At 33.9% G+C, this 24,338-nt stretch carries 19 protein-coding genes and 3 tRNA genes; 16 read left to right on the top strand and 6 right to left on the bottom strand.

The genetic code is table 11. From position 1 onward, the window contains the following. The first annotated feature begins 7 nt into the window (after positions 1 to 7). The 5 genes from mreC to BK054_RS08540 are packed head-to-tail and all read left to right on the top strand — an operon-like array spanning position 8 to position 5,096. On the top strand, positions 8 to 838 hold the full coding sequence (gene mreC / locus BK054_RS08560) for a rod shape-determining protein MreC (protein ID WP_006257268.1): 831 nt from the start codon (positions 8 to 10) through the stop codon (positions 836 to 838). Continuing rightward, the gene (locus BK054_RS08555) at positions 831 to 1,355 is read left to right on the top strand and encodes a hypothetical protein (protein WP_006257269.1); all 525 of its coding nucleotides are present in this window, start codon (positions 831 to 833) and stop codon (positions 1,353 to 1,355) included. The genes mreC and BK054_RS08555 overlap by 8 nt, the downstream gene beginning before the upstream one ends. Beyond that, positions 1,352 to 3,232 (top strand): penicillin-binding protein 2, encoded by a 1,881-nt coding sequence (gene mrdA, locus BK054_RS08550; protein ID WP_006266359.1) that lies wholly within the window; start codon positions 1,352 to 1,354, stop codon positions 3,230 to 3,232. The genes BK054_RS08555 and mrdA overlap by 4 nt, the downstream gene beginning before the upstream one ends. Before the next feature lie 18 nt (positions 3,233 to 3,250). Further along, positions 3,251 to 4,504: a rod shape-determining protein RodA gene (gene rodA / locus BK054_RS08545; protein WP_006257271.1), complete on the top strand. Its 1,254-nt coding sequence runs from the start codon at positions 3,251 to 3,253 to the stop codon at positions 4,502 to 4,504. A gap of 49 nt (positions 4,505 to 4,553) precedes the next feature. Beyond that, positions 4,554 to 5,096, top strand: a complete 543-nt coding sequence (locus BK054_RS08540) for a hypothetical protein (RefSeq protein ID WP_230493138.1) — start codon at positions 4,554 to 4,556, stop codon at positions 5,094 to 5,096. A gap of 343 nt (positions 5,097 to 5,439) precedes the next feature. Here the strand turns inward: BK054_RS08540 and BK054_RS08535 are convergent. The 3 genes from BK054_RS08535 to BK054_RS08525 form a co-directional block, all read right to left on the bottom strand. Next, positions 5,440 to 5,512 (bottom strand) — tRNA-Phe (locus BK054_RS08535). A 26-nt stretch (positions 5,513 to 5,538) separates the two neighbouring features. Further along, positions 5,539 to 5,611 (bottom strand) — tRNA-Phe (locus BK054_RS08530). A 35-nt stretch (positions 5,612 to 5,646) separates the two neighbouring features. After that, positions 5,647 to 5,719 (bottom strand) — tRNA-Phe (locus tag BK054_RS08525). 128 nt (positions 5,720 to 5,847) lie between these two features. Between BK054_RS08525 and BK054_RS08520 the strand changes: the two genes are divergently transcribed. The 7 genes from BK054_RS08520 to BK054_RS08490 all read left to right on the top strand — a co-directional run bounded on the left by BK054_RS08520 (position 5,848) and on the right by BK054_RS08490 (position 13,202). Further along, positions 5,848 to 6,597 carry a type III pantothenate kinase gene (locus tag BK054_RS08520; protein ID WP_006257273.1) on the top strand — a complete coding sequence of 250 codons (750 nt, stop codon included), beginning with the start codon at positions 5,848 to 5,850 and terminating at the stop codon, positions 6,595 to 6,597. Continuing rightward, complete coding sequence (locus tag BK054_RS08515; RefSeq protein WP_006257274.1) at positions 6,575 to 7,840, top strand: hypothetical protein; 1,266 nt, start codon at positions 6,575 to 6,577, stop codon at positions 7,838 to 7,840. The genes BK054_RS08520 and BK054_RS08515 overlap by 23 nt, the downstream gene beginning before the upstream one ends. 18 nt (positions 7,841 to 7,858) lie before the next feature. Next, positions 7,859 to 8,416, top strand: coding sequence for an LPS export ABC transporter periplasmic protein LptC (lptC, locus tag BK054_RS08510; protein WP_006257275.1), 558 nt, complete (start codon positions 7,859 to 7,861; stop codon positions 8,414 to 8,416). 1 nt (position 8,417) lies between these two features. Beyond that, a complete protein-coding gene (locus BK054_RS08505; RefSeq protein WP_006257276.1) occupies positions 8,418 to 8,609 on the top strand; it encodes a hypothetical protein in 192 nt (63 codons plus the stop codon). A gap of 236 nt (positions 8,610 to 8,845) precedes the next feature. Continuing rightward, positions 8,846 to 10,951, top strand: coding sequence for a peptidylprolyl isomerase (locus BK054_RS08500; RefSeq protein ID WP_058699296.1), 2,106 nt, complete (start codon positions 8,846 to 8,848; stop codon positions 10,949 to 10,951). Between the two features lie 114 nt (positions 10,952 to 11,065). Continuing rightward, positions 11,066 to 11,938, top strand: a complete 873-nt coding sequence (gene fabD / locus BK054_RS08495) for an ACP S-malonyltransferase (RefSeq protein ID WP_058699295.1) — start codon at positions 11,066 to 11,068, stop codon at positions 11,936 to 11,938. Positions 11,939 to 12,023: 85 nt separating this feature from the next. Further along, the gene (locus BK054_RS08490; protein ID WP_036471117.1) at positions 12,024 to 13,202 is read left to right on the top strand and encodes a multidrug effflux MFS transporter; all 1,179 of its coding nucleotides are present in this window, start codon (positions 12,024 to 12,026) and stop codon (positions 13,200 to 13,202) included. A 61-nt stretch (positions 13,203 to 13,263) separates the two neighbouring features. Here BK054_RS08490 and BK054_RS08485 read toward each other — a convergent pair whose 3' ends face one another. Then, positions 13,264 to 14,394 (bottom strand): DegT/DnrJ/EryC1/StrS family aminotransferase, encoded by a 1,131-nt coding sequence (locus tag BK054_RS08485; protein ID WP_006257280.1) that lies wholly within the window; start codon positions 14,392 to 14,394, stop codon positions 13,264 to 13,266. A 170-nt stretch (positions 14,395 to 14,564) separates the two neighbouring features. Between BK054_RS08485 and BK054_RS08480 the strand changes: the two genes are divergently transcribed. From BK054_RS08480 to BK054_RS08470, 3 genes are all read left to right on the top strand, one after another. After that, positions 14,565 to 15,800 (top strand): 3-deoxy-D-manno-octulosonic acid transferase, encoded by a 1,236-nt coding sequence (locus BK054_RS08480; RefSeq protein ID WP_006257281.1) that lies wholly within the window; start codon positions 14,565 to 14,567, stop codon positions 15,798 to 15,800. A 687-nt stretch (positions 15,801 to 16,487) separates the two neighbouring features. After that, on the top strand, positions 16,488 to 18,641 hold the full coding sequence (locus BK054_RS08475) for a S46 family peptidase (RefSeq protein ID WP_025125339.1): 2,154 nt from the start codon (positions 16,488 to 16,490) through the stop codon (positions 18,639 to 18,641). Between the two features lie 119 nt (positions 18,642 to 18,760). Further along, a complete protein-coding gene (locus tag BK054_RS08470) occupies positions 18,761 to 18,991 on the top strand; it encodes a hypothetical protein (RefSeq protein WP_006257283.1) in 231 nt (76 codons plus the stop codon). 205 nt (positions 18,992 to 19,196) lie between these two features. Here BK054_RS08470 and BK054_RS08465 read toward each other — a convergent pair whose 3' ends face one another. After that, positions 19,197 to 20,720, bottom strand: coding sequence for a GH3 auxin-responsive promoter family protein (locus BK054_RS08465; protein ID WP_006257284.1), 1,524 nt, complete (start codon positions 20,718 to 20,720; stop codon positions 19,197 to 19,199). Positions 20,721 to 20,831: 111 nt separating this feature from the next. On the opposite strand from BK054_RS08465, the gene BK054_RS08460 reads away from it, so the two are divergent. After that, positions 20,832 to 21,629, top strand: coding sequence for a DUF2797 domain-containing protein (locus BK054_RS08460; protein WP_006257285.1), 798 nt, complete (start codon positions 20,832 to 20,834; stop codon positions 21,627 to 21,629). Between the two features lie 52 nt (positions 21,630 to 21,681). Here BK054_RS08460 and BK054_RS08455 read toward each other — a convergent pair whose 3' ends face one another. Next, entirely contained in the window at positions 21,682 to 24,312 is a 2,631-nt protein-coding gene (locus tag BK054_RS08455; protein ID WP_058699294.1) for an AsmA-like C-terminal region-containing protein, read from the bottom strand. Between the last annotated feature and the right edge of the window lie 26 nt (positions 24,313 to 24,338).

The raw sequence follows: 24,338 nt of genomic DNA, 5'->3' as shown, positions 1-24,338 counted from the left end.
ATAACTTATGCAGCAGATAATCAATTTCTTTATAAAAAACAGTACTAAGCTACTGTTTTTGCTGCTTTTAGTCATATCATTCGGGCTAATAATACAAACGCATACTTTTCATCAAAGTTCGTTTATTAGCTCTGCGAATGGTGTGACTGGTTATGTCTATGAAAATGTAAACAACTTTAAGGAGTATATGCATTTAAAAACAGAGAATGATGCTCTTGTTTTAGAAAATGCACACCTAAAGGCCATCGCTTTCAACAATACTACTGCACAAGATTCTATAGAAATTAGAAACTTAATGCCAGAAGAAAGACAAGAGTACTCTATCATAGTCGCTAAAGTAATCCGTAATACTTTTAATACTAAAGAAAACTACCTTACCATAAAAGGTGGTTCTAAACAAGGTATCGAAAAAGATATGGGAGTGATTAATAGTAATGGAGTGATTGGAGTTATAGAAAAAACATCTAAAAACTACTCTACAGTACAAAGCATCTTGAACGTTAAATCTAAGATCAATGCTAAAATAAAAGGTACGAATCACTTCGGTCCTCTAGAATGGGATGGAAAAAACACTGGATATGTTAATTTATCTGATATACCAAGGCTAGCTGAGATTTACAAAGGAGATACTATTGTTACAGGAGGTATATCTACGATATTCCCTGAAAATATTCCTATTGGAGTAATCGAGAAAGCATATACTAATGAAACTTCAAATTACTTTACAATTTCTGTTCGCTTGTTCAATGACATGACGAACCTTGGTTATATATACGTAATTAAGAACAAAGATATTGAAGAAATTAACCAACTAGAAGCTGAAACAAAAGATGAATAGTGTTGCATTTTCAAATATTGCTCGTTTTATTGCGTTACTAATCGCACAGATTCTTATTTTCAATAATATAGATCTTTTTGGTTTTATAAACCCATTTCCATATATCCTTTTTATCATTTTATATCCAACAGACAACAATAAAGCTGTTTTTTACTTAACAAGCTTTTTTTTAGGTCTTATTGTAGATATGTTTGAGAACTCTGGTGGAATGCATGCAGCTGCTAGTTTAATTCTAGCCTTTGCTAGACCATCAATATTAAAGTTCTCCTTCGGGATCAGCTATCAATATCACAATTTAAATATTATCAAAAAAATCACTAAAGATATTTTTAAATCTCTAGAGGTTTTTGGTTATATTTCAATATCCGTTGTTATACATCACATTATTCTTTTTGGATTAGAATTCTTTAGATTTAATTTTATCTGGGAGATTCTTTTAAGAACTGTACTAACAACTATAACTACACTACTAGCGTGTATTTTGATATTATTCCTGATTAAACCGTCGAAAAAATGAGAAAGCTTTTATTACCATTAATTATTATAGTAGTTACTATTGTAGTACTAGCTAGATTATTCTTTTTACAGATTGTAGATGATACTTATATTAAAAAGTCAGAGAATAACGCTTTAAAAATTGTTTATGAATATCCTGAAAGAGGATATGTCTTTGACAGAAACAATAAATTACTTATAGCGAACCAACCTTCTTATGATATTATGGTTGTTCCTAGAGAAGTTAAGAATATTGATACTCTAGCTTTATGCAGTTTACTAGATGTTACTTATGACCAGTTTGTTTCTAAATTAGAAAAAGCAAAGGTATATAGTCCTAGACTACCTTCTATTTTCTTACCTCAATTAAGTAAAGCTGAATATGCTGCCTTTCAAGAAAAAATAAGACACTTCAATGGGTTTTATATTCAAAAAAGATCTCTAAGAGACTATCAAGTATCTTCAGGAGCAAACCTTTTTGGGTATATCCGTCAAGTAAACGAACAAAATATAAAGTCAAATTCATATTATAAATCAGGTGACTTGATTGGTATACAAGGTATCGAACAAGAATATGAAGAGACATTAAGAGGTACTAAAGGTGTAAAATATATTCAAAGAGACCGTTTTAATAGAGAAATAGGTTCTTTTAAAAATGGAATATATGACACTTTAGCCGTAAAAGGAGATGACATTATTCTTACAATAGATAGTGAACTACAGGCTTATGGAGAGTTATTAATGCAGAATAAAAGAGGGGGTATTGTTGCAATCGAACCTAAAACGGGAGAAATACTAGCTTTAATTAATGCTCCTAGTTATGATCCTGCTCTACTCGTTGGAAGAGAACGTTCTAAAAACTATACTGCACTATATAATGATTCACTTGCTAAACCATTGTATAATCGTGTATTATCAGGAGAATATTCTCCAGGATCCCCATTCAAAATACTTACTGGTTTAATAGGTTTACAAGAAGGTGTTATTAATGAACATACTACTTTTGCTTGTAATAGAGGTTTCTATTATGGTAAAGGTGCGTGGATGGGATGCCATGATTCTGGTCATTGGAATTTAAACATCGCTATTGCAAAATCTTGTAATACATACTTCGCTAATACATATAAAAGAGTAATAGAGAAGTATAAATCACCTGCTGAAGGAATCAATAAATGGAGTGAACATTTACATTCATTTGGATTAGGCCAATTCTTAGGATATGATCTACCTGAAGGAAGAAAAGGACATATCCCTGATGCCGACTATTACAACAGATGGTATCCAAATGGAGGATGGAAAAGTACGACTACTATTTCTAACTCTATTGGTCAAGGAGAAGTTATTATGACTCCAATGCAATTAGCCAATGTAATGGCTGCTGTAGCTAATAAAGGTTATTACTATACACCTCATATCATTAAGAATATAGAACATCACGACATAGATAAAAAGTTCACTACTAAAAATATCACATCAATAGATCCACGCCATTTCGAACCTATTATAAAAGGAATGAATGATGTATTTAATATTGGTACTGGTCGTTCTGTGAGAGTAGATGGTTTAGAAATGTGTGGTAAAACAGGTACTGTAGAGAACTTTACTAGAATCAATGGTAAACGTTACCAATTAACTGATCACTCTGTATTCGTAGCATTCGCCCCTAAAGATGACCCTAAAATAGCAATTGCTGTATTTATTGAAAACGGATATTGGGGAGGTAGATGGGCGGCTCCTATTACTAGCTTAATGGTTCAGAAATATCTTCTACCAGAAATAGTAAGAACTGACTTAGAAAAACGAATGTTAGAAGGAAGTTTGAAAAATGAATATGACAAAGTGCTTCATCTTTATGACACGTCAGATAAACCTAAAAAAACACATAGAATTAATATATAGCTTTAGATTAAATCAAAAATGAAAAACGTTAGTGTTCAAAAAAACATAGATTGGATATCAATACTTCTGTATATGCTTTTAGTCATAGCTGGGTGGATTAATATCTATTCGGCTTCTCTACCTGCAGAAACCACATCTATTTTTGACTTAAGCCAAATCTATGGTAGACAACTAATGTTTATTATTTTTTGTATTCCACTTATTATATTGATTGTATCCATAGACACTAAGTTCTATGAGAAGTATGCTATGGTTTTCTATATCATTGGGCTGCTTTCCATACTTGGTTTATTTGTATTTGGTAAGTCAGTAAAAGGTCAAACGAACTGGTATCAAATAGCTGGTTTTGGTATACAGCCCTCAGAGTTTGTAAAAACTACTACTGCCCTGCTACTCGCTAAATTTTTATCAGATAGTCAATCCCATCTAAGTTCTTTTAAAGAACAAATTATAGCTTTAGTTATCATCGGTGTACCTACCCTATTTATATTAAAGCACGATACTGGTAGTGCTATGTTATTCGTTTCTCTTGTATTTGTTTTGTACAGAGAAGGACTGCCTAGTTGGTACTTATGGACTGGATTTATAACAATTATTCTATTTGTCGCAGCACTTGTAGTAAAACCAGGTATCATCATAGCTTCTATACTTGCAATAGCGGCATTACACTTCTATTTAAACAAAAAGATTACTCGTAACCCTTTAATATATATTATACTAGTTGTAATCATGTCAGCCTTCGTATTCTCTGTAGATTACGTTTATGATGAAGTACTAGAACCACACCAAAAAGACAGGATTAATGTATTAATAGGAGAAGACGTTAACTTACAAGCTGAAGGGTACAACCTTAATCAATCCAAAATAGCCATTGGATCAGGAGGCTGGACAGGAACAGGATTCTTAGAAGGAACTCAAACAAAGGGAGGATTCGTACCAGAACAACACACAGACTACATCTTCACTACAGTAGGAGAAGAATGGGGGTTTGCTGGTGCTTCTTTTGTAATCATTCTATTTGTCTGCCTATTTTTCAGATTAATACACTTAGCAGAAAGACAGAAAAAAATATTTAACCGTGTTTATGGTTATTGTGTTATCTGTTTTCTGTTTATACATTTCGCCTTTAATATTACAATGCTTATTGGACTATTCCCTACCATTGGTGTACCCCTACCATTCTTTTCATATGGAGGTTCTAGTTTAATGGCATTTACTGTATTACTTTTCATCTTTCTAAAGCTAGATGCTAATAGAATTAATGAATGGTAAATACATACTCACGAAACAAATATTTAATACAATTCACACAAACAAAACAATGAAAAACAAAATGCTATGTGCTGCTGCAATATTTGTAGCAACAACATCTGTGGTTAAAGCTCAAGAAATTAAAACTACTGATGTAAAAGAGATCCCTACAGAACACACTTCACTTGAGTCATTAATTGATGAAAAGAAACTAGTTGAAGAAAGCTTAAAACTTGAAGAGATTAAACTTCAAAATGAAAAGGATGCTGCTAAAAGATTAGAACAAGAAAAAGAAATAGCTAAACAACAACAAAAAGAAGAACTAAAAGCCCAAAAGCAATTAGAAAAAGAACATAAAGCTGAACTTAAAAGACAAAAGAGTATTATCAAAAGTCAGAAAAAAGTAAGCAAACAAACATTAAAACTTCAAAAAGCAGAAGATAAATACAATGCTAGAAATAGCAAATATGTTCAACTAAATGCTTCAGGTAAACTTACTCCAATAGAAGATTTAAAATTCAAAAAGCAATTACTTGATTTGCAAACTAACATTAAAACCCAAGAGTTAGAACTAAAAAAACTAACAATGGAGTTTGAGGCAATCAACAAATAATACATAAAGCTCACTTCTATGAAGTGGGCTTTTTATTTTCTTCCTATCCTCTCTTCAATCACCAACACAAAGACACACAAGCCCCCTTAAGAACGTTCTTTATACACTTATACATGATTAATCAATGATTAAATACTTCTCTTAAAACTCTTTATTTTAGCAGTGAGCATTATTTTCAAATGTATTTTACTTTTTAGATTGACCAAACTTTTTGCGTAGTCCCCAACTTTTGTCACTGATCCCAACTTTTGTCACTGATCCAACTTTTGTCACTGATCCTCCATTTCTTTTACATCAGGGCGCAAAATAAAAAAAACCACTACTGATGAGTAGTGGTTTTTTGTGGTGCCTCCAGGAATCGAACCAGGGACACATGGATTTTCAGTCCATTGCTCTACCAACTGAGCTAAGGCACCTTATGTTTCGCTTAAGTTTAAATTAGTGGTGCCTCCAGGAATCGAACCAGGGACACATGGATTTTCAGTCCATTGCTCTACCAACTGAGCTAAGGCACCTTTTTTTAAACTATAACAACTAAAAGCTAAATTAGTGGTGCCTCCAGGAATCGAACCAGGGACACATGGATTTTCAGTCCATTGCTCTACCAACTGAGCTAAGGCACCAATTGGCTTTTAGTATTGAACAATCTTGTTCTGTTAAGCGGTTGCAAATATAGAACAGATTTTCGTTCTTCCAAAACTTTTTAGAAAAAAAATCATTTACTACCTTTGCCTAACACAAGAAACACACTATGATTCTAGCAATTGATATAGGCAACACAAGAACCAAATTAGCTATCTTTGAAAAAGATACGCTTTTAGAAACTCATTTTTTTGAAATAAATTTATTAGAAAAAAAAATTAAAAATATTTTAAAAATAAATGACGTAAAGCCTAAAGTTATACTCTCTTCGGTAGGAAAATTAGAATCTACAACTTACAATTGGTTACTAGAAAACACAGAAGTAATCGAAATTAGTCATAAAAGTGCTTTCCCTTTTATGAATAAGTATGCAACTCCAGCTACTCTTGGCATAGATAGAATGGTTCTAGCTGCAGGAGCTACTATACTATATCCAAATTCTAATCGTTTAGTTATTGATACAGGTACTTGTATAACCTACGAATTTATTAATGACAAGGATGAATATCTAGGCGGAGCTATTTCTCCAGGTTTAAGTATGCGCTATAAGGCTTTAAATCATTATACCGCAAAGCTTCCATTATTAGAACCAACTGATATAGATTATTTAATCGGAAATCAAACAAATCAGTCCATTCACTCTGGCGTAATTAATGGAATAACCCTTGAAATAGATGGCATCATTAACCAATACAAATCCTTGTATCCTGATTTAAAAATAATTTTGACTGGTGGAGATACACTTTTTTTGGTCAAAAGATTAAAAAATGTCATATTTGCTAATTCAAACTTTCTACTAGAGAGTCTGAACAATTTATATCAATACACAATTGAAAATGATAAAAAAAATCTTCTTTAGCCTGAGTTTACTATGCGGTACAGCTGCTCTAGCTCAACAAGGCAATGCGTCTCCTTACTCTTATTATGGCGTAGGTAATATTAATTACAACGGTACGAATGAATACAAAGCTATGGGGGGAACAAATGTTTACGCAGATAGTATTCATATAAATTTAAAAAACCCAGCTTCATTTGGTAAGCTTAAGCTTACTACTTTTTCATTAGGAGCTACAGGTACTTCTTATAATTTTAAGACTGATGCTGGTTCAGAAAACGCAAATAGACAAACGATAGACTATGTTGCTGTAGGGTTACCTATTGCTAAGAAGTTTGGTGTTGTGTTCGGGTTGTTACCTTACTCTAATGTTGGTTATAAAATCAATGGAGAAAGAACAAATCCTCAAGGACAAAAGATAAACTCTAGATATGAAGGTGATGGTGGAGTGAACAGAGTATTTTTAGGTACTGGATATGAAATCAACAAAAACTTTGCTGTTGGAGTTGATGCTGGATACCACTTTGGTCATACCAACAATGATCTGTATGAGAACATCACAGATATCGGAGACGGAACATCACTTCAGAATATTACTAGAGAATTGAGAAGATTAGACTACAAAGGATTCTCTTTTAATTTCTCAGCACAATATACAGGTAAGTTTAAAGGGTACGATTGGCAAGCTAATGTAACTTATAGTCCTGAAACAAAATGGACAAACGACAACCTTACGAAACTGCAAGTTTTAAAAGGAAATCAAATCGCAGATCAAAAAACTGTGATTGATGATTCTAGAAAAATTACTAATCCACAAGCTCTTTCTATGGGGCTAGGCTTTGGTAAAGAATTTAAATGGTTCATTGGTGGTCAATATACATTTACACAAACAAGTAAATTAACTGACTCTTGGAATAAAACGAATATTTCTAACTTTGAAAACTCTAATCGTTTTTCTCTTGGAGGATTCTATATTCCGAAGTACAACTCATTTAGCAGTTATCTAGATCGCGTTGTCTATAGAGCTGGTTTCAGATATGAAAATACTGGACTTATCTTACATGACAAAGCTATCAACGATATGGCTGTTAATCTTGGTGTAGGTTTACCTATAGGAGAGCGTCGTAAATTCACTAACCTAAATATTGGTTTTGAATACGGTAGCAGAGGAACTAAAAACAACGGATTAGTTAAAGAGAACTACTTCAGTGTTTATGTAGGATTCTCATTAAATGACCTTTGGTTCCAAAAACGTCGTTTTGATTAATTTGTAGTAAGCTAACAAATGAAATTACTTTCTAAATTCTTAAGCATACTATTCTTTTTCACGATTGCTGTAAGTTTATTTTCTTGTGAAAGTAACTTTAAAGAAATACAAAACTTCAACAAAGTAAGTTTCTTTCCAGCCAGTGAAGTAGAAAATATGCGTGGTCAATACATAGATTCTGGAAGAGTCAAAGCTATTTTAGTAAGTCCAAAAATGCTAGATTACAGCAATGTCAAATATCCCTTTACCGAATTTCCAGTTGGAATTCACTTAACAATATATGACAAGGATAAAAATAAAAATACTGTAATAGCCGATTACGCTATCCGCTATACTAAGACAGACCTAATAGACCTACAAGGAAATGTGGTGATAACAACACATGATGGTAAGAAGCTTGTTTCTGATCAACTTTACTATGATCAAAAAAACGAATGGTTCTTTACAGAAGGCAAATACAGAGCCTCTACTGATAGCGAAAACTTCACTAGAGGAATAGGAATAGACTTTGACAGTAAAATGAGCAAGGTAAAAGCAACTAACAGTTACGCCGAAAGCGTAAAAAACAACGAATAAAATGAAAGCATTACGCATAATACCTTTCTTCTACTTATTTATCGCAGTACTATTTATATACGACGGTGTATCTAAAATAGTAGCTGGTGACACAGGATCTTGGTTGAGTTTCTTGATAGCAGCAGTAGCGATATTCATGTTCTTCTTCCGAAGAAAATTCTTAAAAAAGATGGACGGGTATAACAAAAAATAATACACTACTAGAGGCGAGATACTAAATATCTCGCCTTTATTTTTTTAATAAAACCACGATAACAATCCTCTCTTATCTACTCTATTTCAACATTAATTATAAAAAAACAAATTAATTATTCTGAAATCTAAATAAAAACTTAACGAAAGCACTAAAATAATAGCACTACCCCTTTTATTATTAAATAGATAATTGTATTTTCGCTCACTGAAAAAAATTACACATAATAAAAAAGCATGGCAGTTTTATCAAAAATTAGACAAAAATCCGCTCTGTTAATTGCCGTAATTGGTATTGCATTATTAGCATTCGTTATTGGCGACGTAGTAAGAAGCACGGGAGGTGGACTATCAAGAAACATTGGTAGTGTAGATGGTGAAGAAATTAATACCCAAGAATTCCTACATAAAGTAGCTCAAGCCGAAAAGCAAGGACAGATGAGCAATACTCAAGCAGGAGTAATGGTGTGGAACAGCGAAGTAAATAATATTTTACTTACTAACGAATTTGAAAAGTTAGGTTTAAGACTTGGTAAAGACCAATTAGTAAACGTTGTTAAAAACAACCCTACATTCGCTAACAATCCAGAATTCCAAAACGCTGTTGGGCAATTCGACATCAACAAATTCAACCAATTTGTTGCTATGATGAAAGGTGCTGGTCAAGAGCAATGGAACCAATGGTTAGCTTATGAAAAAGAATTAGAGAAAGTTGGTTTAGAGCAAATGTATTTTTCATTAGTTCAAGGTGGTATTTATACTACTAATGTTGATGCTAAAGCAGCATACTCTAATGAGAATGACAAAGTTTCTTTTGACTATGTTACTGTTCCTTATTCTACTGTGAATAACGAAGAAGCTGCTGTTTCTAATACAGAGATATTAGATTACATGAAAAAACATGCTAACAGATTTAAATCTGAGCCTACTCGTGTATTACAATATGCTTTCCTTCCTAGTCAGCCATCTGCTGCTGATAAAGAAGCTGTAAAAGAAGTTATAGAAGGTTACTTAAAGCCAACTGTACAATACAATGCTACAACTAAAAAGAACGATACTATCCCTGGTTTTAAAACTGTAAAAGATATCGAAACATTTGTAAACACAAATTCAGATATCAAATTTGACAGTTTATACTACGCGAAGAAAGACCTTCCTTTAGAATACCAAGAAGAATTATTCAACTTACAACCTGGTCAAACTTTTGGTCCATACATTATGGGTGACTACTATTGTATCTCTAGAATGATTGATAAAAAAGCAGGTCAGAGAGTTGATGCTTCTCATATCTTAATCGGTTTTGCAGGTTCTGCAGCTCCTGGAGCAACAAGAACCAAGGAAGAAGCAAAAGCAAAAGCAGAAGAAATCTTAGCTAAAGTAAAAGCTAATCCTTCTTTATTCGCCATGGAAGCAATGACGCAAACAGAAGACCCAGGTTCTAAAAACAACGGTGGTAAATACGAAGATATTCCAAGAGGACAAATGGTTAAACCTTTTGACAACTTTATCTTTAACAATGCTGCTGGAACTATCGGTTTAGTAGAAACTGACTTTGGATACCACATTATCCAAGTAAACGAAAAGAAAGAAGGTGCTAAATTAGCAACTGTAGCTCGTAAAATAGAAGTGTCAGACGTAACTGCTGATGACTTATTTACTAAAGCTACTCAATTAGAGCAAGACGCTCCTACAGCTAAAGACTTTATCGCTACTGCTGAAGGATTAGGTTTCAATGCTCAGAAAGAAGTAACTATTCGTCCATTCGAAGAGTTCTTACCTGGAGTAGGTAACCAAAGAAGTATTATCTCTTGGGCTTTCAACAAAGAGACTAAAGAGAGTGCTATTAAGAGATTTGACAATGCTGATGGACATATCATCGTGAAAGTAACTTCTAAAAATGATACAGGTCTTGCACCAGTAGAAGAAGTGAAATCAATCGTTGAGCCAATCTTAATGAACGAGAAAAAAGCAGTTGTAATCAGAAAGAAAATGACTGGAAATACTATTCAAGAAGTATCTAACAGTTCTAAAGCTTCTATCGCATCTGTAACTGATGTGACTAAAGGAGCTCCACTTATCACGAATATTGGTAATGAGCCATTAGTAGTAGGAACAGCTTTCGCAACTGCAGTAAACAAAGATTCTAAGTTAATCGACGGTTTACAAGGTGTGTATATGATCCAAACTAAAAATGTAGCTAAAGCACCTGAATTAACTGCTGGTTACGCTAGTTATAAAGCTAGAGTAGAAAACAGCGTTAGAGGTATGGCACAAATGCAAGTACTGAAAGTATTAAAAGACAATGCTAAGATTAAAGATAATCGTGTAGGTGTTATCCAATAATACAAAAACATATCATAACGAAGCCATCTGTATATCAGATGGCTTTTTTTATGTCTATATGGTTTACTAATAAAAATACCTTATTTTTGCCTTACAAAATTTAAAACTAAACTTATGAAAGCATACGTATTTCCAGGTCAAGGAGCTCAATTCACAGGAATGGGGAAAGACTTATACGAAAACTCACCTATAGCTAAAGAGATGTTCGAGAAAGCAAATGAAATCCTTGGATTTAGAATTACAGATATCATGTTTGAAGGTACTGCTGAAGAACTAAAAGAAACTAAAGTAACTCAACCAGCGGTATTCTTACATTCAGTTGTATTAGCTAAAACATTAGAAAACTTTACACCTGAGATGGTAGCTGGGCACTCACTAGGAGAATTTTCAGCATTAGTAGCTAATGGTACTTTAGCTTTTGAGGATGCACTTAAACTAGTTTCTCAAAGAGCGATGGCTATGCAAAAAGCATGTGAAATCACACCTTCTACTATGGCTGCTGTACTAGGTTTAGAAGATCGCATCGTAGAGCAAGTATGTGCTGGTATAGATGGTGTAGTAGTAGCTGCTAACTATAACTGCCCTGGACAATTAGTAATCTCTGGTGAAACTACAGCTGTAGAGAAAGCTTGTGAAGCACTAAAAGAAGCTGGAGCGAAGAGAGCCTTATTACTTCCTGTAGGTGGAGCATTCCACTCTCCTATGATGGAACCTGCGAGAGAAGAACTAGCTGCTGCTATCGAAGCAACTACTTTTAACACTCCTATCTGTCCAGTGTATCAAAACGTAACTGCTAGTGCAGTGAGCAATCCTGAAGAGATTAAGAAGAACCTTATCCTACAGTTAACTGCTCCTGTAAAATGGACTCAGTCTGTAGAACAAATGATCGCAGATGGAGCTTCTTTATTTACAGAAGTTGGACCAGGTAAAGTATTAGTTGGACTAATCAAAAAAATCAATAAAGAGGCAGAAACTCACTCTGCATAACAAATTGGTAAAACATACAACAATTATATAATAACAAAAATCCTTGGTTGTACACTTCCAAGGATTTTTTTTTAAAACCTATATAGTGGATAAACTTTCAGCACAAGAATGGATCCTTATCTTCACTCTAGTGAGCCTTACTGCATTAGGCCCTTTAGCTATAGATATGTACCTTCCTGCATTCCCGAAGATAGCACACGATCTAAATACTGAGATTAATAGAGTTCAGATATCACTTTCTACATTCTTAGGAGGATTAGCAATCGGGCAACTCTTTTGGGGACCTATATCAGATAAGTATGGTAGTAAAAAACCAATCATACTGTGTCTGTCTATTTTTATACTTTCATCTCTAGCTGTAGTATTTGTAAAGAACATTGAAGTCATGTGGCTATATCGTTTTTTACAGGCCTTCGGTAGTAGTGGTGGAGTAGTTATCGCAAGAGCCATTGTCAATAAAAGGTTTGATAAAGATCAGACACTTAAGATATTTAGTATACTAGCCGTGATCGGAGGAATAGCTCCCATCATCGCTCCTATATTAGGTAATATAGTCTTAAAGTATCTAGATTGGACTCATGTATTTACTACGATGGCCTTGTTTGCTACACTGAGTATCGGCATGACTGTCTTCTGTCTAAAAGAAGACTATACTAATAGAATACCAACTTTAAATGTAGGAGGTATACTAACGAATTATTTTAAGCTCTTTAAGAACAAACTGTTTATAAGATATACTATTATCGGAAGTATAGCCTATAGCTGTCTAATGATCTATATCTCTAACTCTCCTGTCCTAGTGATGGAAGTAGGAGGGTTATCGAGTACCCACTTTAGCTTTGTGTTCATGGCTAACTCATGTGGTCTAATGTTAGGGTCTTTCTTAACCTCTTCTATTTTGAGAAAAAGGCTATCTCCTAAAAATATTATTAAGCTAGGAGCGAGTACACAGTTTATAGCAGCTTCTCTTCTATGGTTATTCATACAGTTAGATTTGAGTATATATATACAGTTAGTACCTCTTTTCTTCTTTGTAATGCCATTAGGACTACTATTCCCTACTACGACTACTTTAGCATTAGCACCCTATAAAGCAGAGTCAGGTATAGCGTCAGCTCTTTTCGGAGCTTCTCAACTAGCCTTTACCTTTATGACCTCTATCTTATTAAATAGTTTGAATAATGGCTCTATGAGCATCGTAGCACTCTCATTAGTAGCATGTGCACTTGTTTCGTTCACATTAATATCTACAACAAAAGAATAACATCAATACATAAAAAAAGCAGACCTTTTCGGGTCTGCTTTTGCTTTATAGTACTATAAGACTATCCTAAGAATGCCTTAATCTCATCTGTGATAAACTTGATTTGCTCTTCGTCTAACTCAGTGTGCATCGGTAAAGAAAGAACCTCTTGTACCAACTGATTAGTCACTGGGAAATCAGCCTCATTATAACGAGGATCTAAATATGCTTTCTGATTGTGTAACGGTATTGGGTAATAGATAGCACATGGGATACCTTTACCTTGTAAGTGTGCTAATAATGCATTTCTATCAGCATTCACGATACGCAATGTATACTGGTGGAACACGTGGCTATTCTCATCTCCTACTACTACTGGAGTAACGATATTAGGGTGATTAGCTAAAGCAGCAGAATACATCTGAGCAGCAGTACGTCTAGCTACATTATAAGCATCTAGATTAGGTAACTTAGCATTTAACACAGCAGCTTGGATACTATCTAGACGAGAGTTCACTCCTACTACATCGTGGTGGTAACGCTCATACATACCGTGATTCACTATTCCTCTTAGCGTATGTGCTAATGCATCATCGTTAGTGAAGATAGCTCCACCATCACCATAACATCCTAAGTTTTTAGATGGGAAGAATGAAGTAGCAGCTACATGTCCGATAGCACCTGTTTTTACCACTTTACCATCAGGATAAGTATAATCTGCTCCGATACCTTGTGCGTTATCTTCGATCACATATAAGTTATGCTTCTCAGCTAGCTTCATGATAGCGTCCATATCAGCAGACTGTCCGAATAAGTGTACTGGTACGATAGCTTTAGTTTTAGGAGTAATCGCTTTTTCGATTGCTTCTATCGAAATATTGAATGTATCAGGACATACATCTACTAATACAGGAGTTAATTGTAATAAAGCGATTACCTCTACAGTAGCTGCAAAAGTAAAGTCAGCCGTGATTACTTCATCACCTGGTTTTAAACCTAATCCCATCATAGCGATCTGAAGAGCATCAGTTCCATTAGCACATGGTATCACGTGTTTAACTCCTAAATATTGCTCTAAGTTTGCCTGAAATGCGTGTACTTGTGGTCCGTTGATAAAAGCAGAAGATTCTAATATTTCTTGAATCGATTGATTCACTTCTTCTTTAATTCCTTCATATTGACCTTTCAAGTCAACCATTTGAATTTTTTTCATTCTAATTGTCTTTTATATCTTTTGAACTATTCATATAATTACCAACAAGTTACCTATATAAATAGCACTTAATTTCGATATTAGTTATCACTACAAAAATAATAAATTCTTTGCGCCAAAGCTCAAACTTTATCAAAAGAAACGTAATTTCGCTCAATAAAGATTTACCTATGTTTTTCCTATATAATATACTGACCTATATTTCTATATTCTTCATCCGTATTATCGCGCTGTTCAACAAAAAGTTAGGCTTATTCGTTGCAGGGAGAAAACAATCTTTTCAAATCTTAAAAGACAATATACTTTCTACTGATAAAGTGTTCTGGATACATGTAGCTTCGTTAGGCGAATATGAACAGGGGCTTCCTGTCATGGAGCAACTAAAACAGAAGTACCCTACGCATAAGATAGTGCTTACCTTCTTCTCTCCTTCTGGATATGAAGTGAAGAAAAACAATACTATCGCTGATGCCACATTATACTTACCTATGGACACACTAGCGAATGCTAAAAAGTTCTTAGCCTTATGTCATCCAGAACAAGTATTCTTTGTGAAATATGAATATTGGCCTAATTATTTAAATCAATTGCGTCAACAGAATATCCCTACCTATTTAGTATCAGGGATACTAAGACCAGATCAAGTATTCTTTAAATGGTATGGAGGGTTCTACAGAACAGCATTAAAGGCATTTACATACTTCTTTGTTCAGAATGAAGTATCTAAGATACTTCTAAATCAATTGCAATATAACAATGTAGAGATAGTAGGTGATACGAGATTCGATAGAGTATCTCAGATATTAGAACAGCACAATGAATTGGCATTTCTAGAAGCCTTTACCTTAAATAAAATGGCGAAGACTATCGTCATCGGTAGTTCATGGCCAGAAGATGAAAAGATTCTAGCCAATTATATCAACAATACACAAGATAATTCTATCAAGTTTATCTTTGCGCCACATAATATCAAAAAGGATCAGATAGATAATCTCGTTCAAAACATAAAGAAACCAACTGTACTGCATAGCCAACATCAAGAGAAAGATCTTAGCCAGTACTCTGTCTATATAATAGATGCCTACTCTATATTGACTAAAGCTTATAGTTATGCAGATATTGCCTATATAGGAGGAGGTTTTGGAGCAGGTATTCACAATATCCTAGAAGCCGCGACCTATGGAGTGCCTGTTATTATTGGTCCAAATTATAAAAAGTTCCAAGAAGCTAAGGATTTGATAACATTAGGTAGCTGTATAGTAGTAAATTCACAATCAGAATTAGACCAAATCTTTGATGAATTATTATACAATGACGCTAAAAGAATCGAATTAGGTAAAACAAGCAATCATTTTATCCTTAAAAATAAGAATGCTACAGAAAAAATAATGAAGCATATACACTAAAAGTAAAAAGGTAAGTAATCAAAGTGGTTACTTACCTTTTTTATATGAATTAATAATTATACTAGTCGTGAACTTTTATATTAAAAGTCTACTCGATCGGATTTTAATCCCGATGTACCAATATAAGACAAAATATTGATTACTGCAACACCACAATCACTAATTATGATTTTTTCAACACACTAATTCTCTTTTTTGTGTTCTCACACACCTTTTTTTCGCATTAGAAACTACTTTTTTGAAAAGATAACACCTCACACAAGACAGGGTACAGTCTCATACCAAAATGGTGCTATATAGACATAATTCCAGCAACACTTAGATACATCACTACAAATTCTACTCCTTATATATACATAGTAGTATAGTTATCTTATTTCTCCCTCTAAACACACCTCTCTATCTATAAGATAAGGTAACTCCACTCCTTACTTACATTCTATCACATAGGTACTTATAATGAGTTTCAATAGAAATGAGTCCGTAGTGAGTCCGTAGTGAGTCCGTTATGAGTCCGTTTTTTTGACAGTTTTAACGGAGTCAATACAGACAGATTACTTTCTTAGTATACTAATATTACGAACCACTATACTCCAACAGTACTATCGCGTATTAACATATTTCGATTTTAGCGTTCCCATGTAATATTGTATCTTGCCAGCGAATTCAATTCTAACTAACACTTTTATGAATAAAAAGATTAAAAATCTATTTAAGGCACTTGTAGTATTGGTAGCTTTACCTATCTATGCACAACAAGGTGGGATGTGGATTCCTTCTCTGCTAAAGGGAATGAATGAAACAGAAATGAAAAGCCTTGGAATGAAGATGTCTATCGAAGATATCTACGATGTGAACCAATCTAGTATGAAAGATGCTGTCCCTCACTTCAATGGTGGGTGTACTTCTGAAGTTATCTCTTCACAAGGTCTTTTACTAACTAATCACCACTGTGGGTATGGACAGATCCAAGCACACTCTTCTGTAGAGAATGATTACTTAGCTAACGGGTTCTGGGCTAAATCTATGGCTCAAGAGCTACCTAACGAAAACTTAGAAGTTACTTTCATCGTTCGCATAGAGGATGTGACTAAAGAAGTAATGGCCGGTGTAGTAGCTAAAGATTCTGAAATAGAAAAACAAGCTAAGATCCAAAAAAACATTACTACAACTGTAGCTAAATTCCCTAAAGAAAAATGGCAAGACAATAAGATTAAATCTTTTTATGAAGGAAACCAATACATCTTATTCGTAACAGAGACTTTTAAAGATGTACGTCTAGTAGGTGCACCACCATCATCTATTGGTAAGTTTGGTTCTGATACAGATAACTGGGTATGGCCACGTCACACAGGTGACTTCTCTCTATTCAGAATATACGCTGACAAAGACAATAAACCAGCAGCATACTCAAAAGATAATGTACCTTACCGTCCTAAGCACTTCTTCCCTATCTCACTTAGTGGTGTAGAAGAAGGTGACTTCACTATGGTATTTGGTTACCCAGGTAGAACACAAGAGTACTTACCATCTTATGCAGTAGAACAAATCGTAAACGATCTAAACCCTGTAAGAATCGGTATCCGTGATAAAGCACTTAAGATCACTGATGAGTTTATGCGTGCAGACCAAGCAATCAAGATTCAATATGCTTCTAAATATGCTAGCACAGCTAACTATTGGAAAAAATGGATCGGAGAAAGCCAAGGTTTAAAAAAGACGAACGCTGTACAAGCTAAACAAGATTTCGAAAAAGACTTCATCGCAAGAGCTAAGAAAAATAAAAACACTAAAGCTTATGCTGATATCCCTGCTAAGTTCGAAAAACTTTATGGAGATATTAAACCTTATGCTATTAGCAAAGATTACTTCGCTGAAGTAGTACAACGCAATGCTGAACTTCTAGCTGCGGCTTGGAGAGTATATGCTTTAGAGACTTATGCGTCTAACGAACAAGCATTCAACAGCAGACGTGAGAACTTAATCAAAGGTCAAGACAAGTTCTACAAAAACTATAGCAAGGCAGTTGACGAAAAAGTATTCGAGGCTATCGTAGAAATGTATGCAAAAGATGCGCCTAAACAATTCTTACCTAAAGAATTAAACGGAGCTAACATCTCAGCTATCACTAAAGATATCTATGCGAATAGTAAATTAACTACTTACGCAGGACTACAAGAATTATTAAAAGGTAATGCTGATCAAGTAGTGAAAAATATCAACAACGATAAAGGATACGCTTTTGCTAAAGCACTAATCGAAAACTATATTCAGAATGTATTACCTAAATACGAAGAATTAGAAAGAGAAATAGCTGCTTTACAACGTACATTTATGAAAGCTCAGTTAGACTTATATCCTGATGCTAGAATATTCCCTGATGCTAATAGTACACTACGTGTTACTTATGGTAAAGTAGATGGGTACTTCCCTAAAGACGCTACGTACTACGAACCTGTAACTCACTTAGAAGGTATTATGGAGAAATATGTACCTGGTGACTATGAATTCGACGTACCTGCAAAATTAGTAGATCTATATAATAAGAAAGACTACGGACAGTATGCAGATAATGGTAAATTACCTGTGAACTTCATCGCTACTAACCATACAACTGGAGGAAACTCTGGAAGTCCAGCTATCGATGCAGAGGGTAATCTAATAGGGTTAAACTTTGACCGTGTTTGGGAAGGAACGATGAGTGATATATACTATGATCCATCTATTTGTCGTAACATTATGGTAGATGCTAGATACATTTTATTCATTATAGATAAGTTTGCAGATGCAAAACATCTAATTGAGGAGATGAAATTAGTAGAACCTAAGAAAAACAAGTAATTAAAACACTGGCTTACAACAACTTATTGATTAAAAAAAAATATTCAAAAAAAGTTTTGCGAACCAAAAAATTCATATATTTGTCACGAATTAATAATTAACTTTTATAATTTAGTAAGATGAAAAAAATCGCATTAAGCATCGCTTTAGTAGCAATGATGGGAGTATCTTTCGTTTCTTGTAAAGAAACTGCAAAAGAACCAGCTGTAGAAGAAACAACAACTGAAGAAGTAGTAACTGAGGAAGCTCCAGCTACTGAAGAAGTTGCTCCAGAAGCTACAGAAGAGGCTACTACTGAAGAAGCTCCAGCTACTGAGGAAGCTCCAGCTACAGAAGAAGCTGCTAAATAATTTTAGCAAAACTGTTCATAAAAAAGACCCTGCTAGGCAGGGTTTTTTTATATCTATACTTTTCTAAGTTACCATCTATCCCATATATCATACATCACTGTATCACCTACAATTACTATCCTTCTTACTTCATTAGTTTAGCTATTAGATATAAAAAAAGCATCCATTAAAATGAATGCTTTGATATAGATTTTACTCTAGTAAGTTATACTAATATACGTTGCATTGATAGCAGTTCTTCTAATAGTGTACGTTCATTAGATAATCGTGGTACCTTATGCTGTCCTCCAAGTTTATTGTTATTCTTTAGCCAATCATAGAATAGATTCTTACGAGCACTGTGTAATACTAATGGATTTAAAGTCATATTATTCGTACGCTTAGCCTCATAATCAGAGTTGAGAGCTTGTAGATTCTTGTCTAGTACTTCACTGAACAATTGTAAATTGTCTGGAGCTTTACTGAACTCTACTACCCATTCGTGAGCACCTTTCTCTTTTCCTTCCATAAATATAGGTGCTACCGTGTACTCAGCTACCTCAGCATTCAATTCAATACAGGTCTTTGCTAGTGCTCTGTCTGTATTCTCTATCATCAGCTCTTCACCGAATACATTGATAAAATGTTTAGTACGTCCTGTTATTTTAATACGGTAAGGTAATAGACTAGTAAAGCGCACAGTATCTCCGATTAAGTATCTTACTAATCCTGCATTAGTAGTGATCACTAATGCATAATTCTTACCTATCTCCACTTCTGATAATGGAATTATCTTTTGATTAGAAGTTCCGAAAGTATCCATAGGAATAAACTCATAGAATATTCCGTAATCTAACATTAATAATAATTCATTACAGTCATTCTGATCTTGGATAGCAAAGAAACCTTCAGAAGCATTATAGATCTCATAATATCTAAATCGATCACTAGGTAGTAGCTTTTTATATTGATCCTTATAAGGCTCAAAACTAACTCCTCCATGGAAATAAACCTCAGCATTAGGCCATAGTTCTAATAAATCTCCCCTACCTGTCTCTTGTATAATGCGATTTAATAACACCAACATCCACGAAGGTACTCCTGCAAAACTAGTTACGTTCTCATTCCTTACTTCCTTAATAATTGCATTCATCTTGCTCTCCCATTCAGACATCAGTGATGTCTTGTTACTAGGAGTACTGCTTAACTCTGCCCAAAAAGGCATATTATCAATTAAGATAGCCGATAGATCTCCAAAGAAAGTATTCTTGTCTTCATAAAGTTGTTTACTTCCTCCTAACCTTAAGCTCTTCCCGGTAAATAACTGTGAATCCTCATTATTATTTAAGTATAAACACAGTAAGTCTTTTGCTGCTTTATAATGACAGTTTTCTAATGCTTCATTACTCACAGGTATAAACTTACTCTTTGCATTAGTAGTTCCACTTGACTTAGCAAACCAACGAATAGGTTCTGGCCAAAAGATATTATTCTCTCCTTGACGAGCACGTTCTATATAAGGCTCGAACTCCTCGTACTTAAATAAAGGCACTCTCTCTGCAAAGTCTCCATAGCTCTTTATACTATCGTAGCCAAACTGCTTTCCCAAGATTGTCTTCTCATTTGTCTTCATTAAATTCAAAAACAAGTCATTTTGTACTTCATTTGGATATTTTCTAAATAGATCTATCTGGTGAATTCTCTTCTTCAATATCCAAGAAGCGATAGAATTAATAATTGTGAATGCCATATCTTATTAATTAGTCAAGTATCTAATCTTTTCATTATGAAAAGTTAGTAATTACAGTCGTAAATGTTTTTTCGTACTTTTACAACTTACCCAAAAATAACAATTTTATCTATGCAATACGAAGGAGTTTTAAACAAAATGCAGACGGAATTTAACACCCCTATTGAATACTATTTAGTATTTAAAAGCAACTTCATCAATATAAATCAGATTCTTGACAGAAACATAAAGATTGAGTTTACAGGATATGAATGTTTAAACTGTGGACAGCACAAAAAAATATTTAGACAAGGCTTTTGTTATGAGTGTTTTTACTCTAGTGCACAAGTAGGTGATTGGATCATGAGACCTGAGTTAAGTACAGCTCACCTAGGGATAGAAGATAGAGACCTAGAGTATGAAACAAAGGTGCAGATACAGCCTCATATTGTATATCTAGCTGTAGCTAGTGATGTAAAAGTAGGAGTAACTAGAAAAACACAAGTACCTACTAGATGGATAGATCAAGGGGCTTCTAAAGCAATAGAGATAGTAGAAGTACCAAATAGATACTTAGCAGGAATCACTGAGGTAGCTCTAAAAGATATGTTTACAGACAAAACGAATTGGAGAAAGATGCTACAGAATGAAGTACTAGAAACAAACTTAGAAGAAATAAGAAATTCTCTAAAAGAGAAACTACCAGAAGAAGTAAGACCTTACTTTGATCAAACTGACTCTTCTATCTTTAATCTAAATTACCCTGTCATACAATTCCCAACAAAGATAAAAAGTCTTAACCTTGATAAGACTCCTTCTTATGAAGGTAAGTTAAAAGGTGTCAAAGGACAATATCTACTATTCGAAGATGGTACTGTATTTAATATCCGTACTTATGAAGGATATATGGTTAATATCGAAGTGATCTAATAACATATATAAAAAAAACGAGCTCCCTTAATTGGAGCTCGTTTTTTTTATACTATTCTGTTTCTTCTGTCTTTTTCTTTTTACCGAAAAGCCCTTTTAAGCCTTCGCTAATTTTGTTGACTGTTTCTTCAGTTTCATTTTTCTTTGTCACATCCTCCTCATTTGGAGTATTGTTTTCCTTTTTACCTCCTAAGATATCTAACAATGCATCTTTACCTTTTCCTACTAATTGATTCTTCTGTTCTTCTAAGATTTCATTTGTAATATTCTTTACTACATCAGCCATATTAGCAGACACCTTTGGGTTGGTAAAGTCACCTGTTACCCCTACTTTCACAGGTATTGCATCAAACTTATTACTAGATTTAGGCCCTAAAGCAGTCAATGCATTAGCAACGTCATTACCTAATAATTTAGCTGGTACTTTAAAGTCCAAAGCATAATTAAGACTTTGATCAAAGCCATGCTCTCCTGATACAGTCACTGCTAAGTCTTTTGTTTTTATATCAAAAGGTTTAAACTGCACACGTCCATTATTAAAAACAATGTGCATCTTTTTATTACTCAAATCTAGATTCTTCAAATCAATGAAGTTCAACGCTCCATCTAATGAAGATAGTAGTTTAGAATTCTGAGCATTAATACTAGCATTCGCTAAATCACCTTTTATATCACCTGACATTGTATTTAAGTCTGGTGATAAATCTGCTGCATTTAACTTTCCTTTCATCACTACAGCTGCATTTACTTTCCCTGACATCACATTAGCAATAGGTGCTACAGCTTTTAAAAACCCTAAATCAGTAAAAGTCTGTTTGATATCTAAACTTTGTAGTCCTAAGTTCATATCAAATGTAGGTATAGCTTCTTTTGTAGATACATTCCCTCCGAATGCTATTTTCCCACCAAAAAGATCTGTTGACATATTCTGAAGACGTGCAGCTTCATCTTTAATCACTAATGTTCCTTTTACATTCTTAAGTGTTAGATCATCGTATACTACTGTCTTTGCATTTGCATTAATTGTACAATCTAAGAACCCTGGAATCTTTAATGGATCAGATGCTTTTGTTGTAGTTGATTTCTCTTTCTTATCTTCTGCTTTCGCAGTGTCTTCTTTTAATAAATCAGCTAATACAAAATTATTAGAGTTTAAATTAAAGTTTCCTTTTAAGGTCTGCTTCTTAAATAAGAACCCATATAGATTATCTAACCTTCCGTCTGCATTTAGATCTGAAGTACCTGTTTTTATAGCAAGTTTATTTAGCGTAACATTACTTGTATTAAAAGTAAGAGCTGCCTCTTGTATCTGCATTGGCTTAGCCATCGCATCTGTACTAAAATTAAAGCCTGTCAAAGATACACTACCACTGTTTTTTATATTTTGATATTGTTCTTTCTCTACAGAGTTCATATCAAAATTAGTAGCTACTTTCGCTTTTAATATCCCTGTCAGTGGTGTATCTAGTTTCACAGGATATGCTTTAGATACATTTGCCAAATTAATAACTCCATCAAAATTCGCATCTACTAATGCATTCTCGCTAATGTTCTTAATCTTTGCTTTCGCATTGAATATATCTTGATCTATCTTAAATGACAATTGGTTAATATCTACATATAGATCTTTCATTATCCCCGTCTCATTCATCACATTAATATCTAATAGAATATTCTGAACTGCTTTAGGAAGATCTGGATACTTAAAGGAAGCATTCTTTGCATTCATATGAATAGCTAGTGTAGGAATAGTCGTTTCTGTCATTTTACCTTTTACTTTTCCTTCTACTTTAAAATCACCTGATGTAGTCACCCCTTTTAGATTACCCGCATAAGCTTCTGGTATTAATCCTAAGAAGTTTTTAAAGTCTGAGTCAGGAGTAGCAAAACTCAAATCAAACTGCTGTCCGTCTTCTAATAACTGCACTGAACCATCAAATGCTAATGGCAACTGATTAATCAATGCTTTATTCTCTTTAAATGAATACAATTGATTCGTCATATCCATTCCGATTAAAGCTTTCAGCGATAAGTTTACCTCATTCAGAAACTTAGTATCCTCCATTACAAACGAAACTTTTGCTTTAGACTCTGTATCTAAATCCAGTATATCATCTGATAGATTACCTGTCCCTTGGTGATAAAACTCGTTAATAGTAAACATCATCTTACTCCCTAAATCTTTATACGTTAAGTTTAGATTGTCTATCTTATAATGATTTAAAGCTAAAGAGAATGGATCCTTATCAGAAGAGTCTTCATCCTCTTCATCCTCTTTTTTTAATGCTATATCATAGTTAGCTACCCCTTGTTCATTCACTATCACGTTAACCTTAGCATTTTCTACTAAGATATCTTCTATACTCATAGGCTTATCCGCCCCATTGAATAACTCCATAATAGACATCTTTAGCCCTATCATTTTGGCAGACACTAACGTATCTCCATCGAATGGCGCCTTATTCACAACAGCCAAATCCTTAATCACTACTGTTGCCTTAGGAAAGTTACGTATAAAGCTCAGGTCTACTTTCTCGAATGTCACCTTCGCATTTAAGTTGTCATTAATAGTTTTAAGTACTAAATCTTGTATTTTTCCCTTAAACAAAATAGGTGTTAGCATTAGTAAGATAAACAATCCCAACACTATACCTCCTGTCCATTTTAAAACCTTTTTATTCATAACTTTTCATTTTATTACAAAATAAC

This window comes from Myroides sp. ZB35, from assembly GCF_001865835.1.
GTDB classification, from domain to species: domain Bacteria; phylum Bacteroidota; class Bacteroidia; order Flavobacteriales; family Flavobacteriaceae; genus Flavobacterium; species Flavobacterium odoratimimum.
Note: the sequence above shows the minus strand (reverse complement) of the source record. Positions and strands in the feature narration are given on the sequence as shown.

Coding starts and splice junctions, on each gene's coding strand:
- BK054_RS08470 (WP_006257283.1), top strand. CDS start 18,761: ATGAAAAAAATCGCATTAAGCATCGCTTTAGTAGCAATGATGGGAGTA.
- BK054_RS08540 (WP_230493138.1), top strand. CDS start 4,554: ATGAAAAACAAAATGCTATGTGCTGCTGCAATATTTGTAGCAACAACA.
- BK054_RS08480 (WP_006257281.1), top strand. CDS start 14,565: ATGTTTTTCCTATATAATATACTGACCTATATTTCTATATTCTTCATC.
- rodA (WP_006257271.1), top strand. CDS start 3,251: ATGAAAAACGTTAGTGTTCAAAAAAACATAGATTGGATATCAATACTT.
- BK054_RS08520 (WP_006257273.1), top strand. CDS start 5,848: ATGATTCTAGCAATTGATATAGGCAACACAAGAACCAAATTAGCTATC.
- lptC (WP_006257275.1), top strand. CDS start 7,859: ATGAAATTACTTTCTAAATTCTTAAGCATACTATTCTTTTTCACGATT.
- mreC (WP_006257268.1), top strand. CDS start 8: ATGCAGCAGATAATCAATTTCTTTATAAAAAACAGTACTAAGCTACTG.
- BK054_RS08555 (WP_006257269.1), top strand. CDS start 831: ATGAATAGTGTTGCATTTTCAAATATTGCTCGTTTTATTGCGTTACTA.
- BK054_RS08455 (WP_058699294.1), bottom strand. CDS start 24,312: ATGAATAAAAAGGTTTTAAAATGGACAGGAGGTATAGTGTTGGGATTG.
- BK054_RS08505 (WP_006257276.1), top strand. CDS start 8,418: ATGAAAGCATTACGCATAATACCTTTCTTCTACTTATTTATCGCAGTA.
- BK054_RS08485 (WP_006257280.1), bottom strand. CDS start 14,394: ATGAAAAAAATTCAAATGGTTGACTTGAAAGGTCAATATGAAGGAATT.
- BK054_RS08465 (WP_006257284.1), bottom strand. CDS start 20,720: ATGGCATTCACAATTATTAATTCTATCGCTTCTTGGATATTGAAGAAG.
- BK054_RS08460 (WP_006257285.1), top strand. CDS start 20,832: ATGCAATACGAAGGAGTTTTAAACAAAATGCAGACGGAATTTAACACC.
- BK054_RS08500 (WP_058699296.1), top strand. CDS start 8,846: ATGGCAGTTTTATCAAAAATTAGACAAAAATCCGCTCTGTTAATTGCC.
- fabD (WP_058699295.1), top strand. CDS start 11,066: ATGAAAGCATACGTATTTCCAGGTCAAGGAGCTCAATTCACAGGAATG.
- BK054_RS08475 (WP_025125339.1), top strand. CDS start 16,488: ATGAATAAAAAGATTAAAAATCTATTTAAGGCACTTGTAGTATTGGTA.
- mrdA (WP_006266359.1), top strand. CDS start 1,352: ATGAGAAAGCTTTTATTACCATTAATTATTATAGTAGTTACTATTGTA.
- BK054_RS08515 (WP_006257274.1), top strand. CDS start 6,575: ATGATAAAAAAAATCTTCTTTAGCCTGAGTTTACTATGCGGTACAGCT.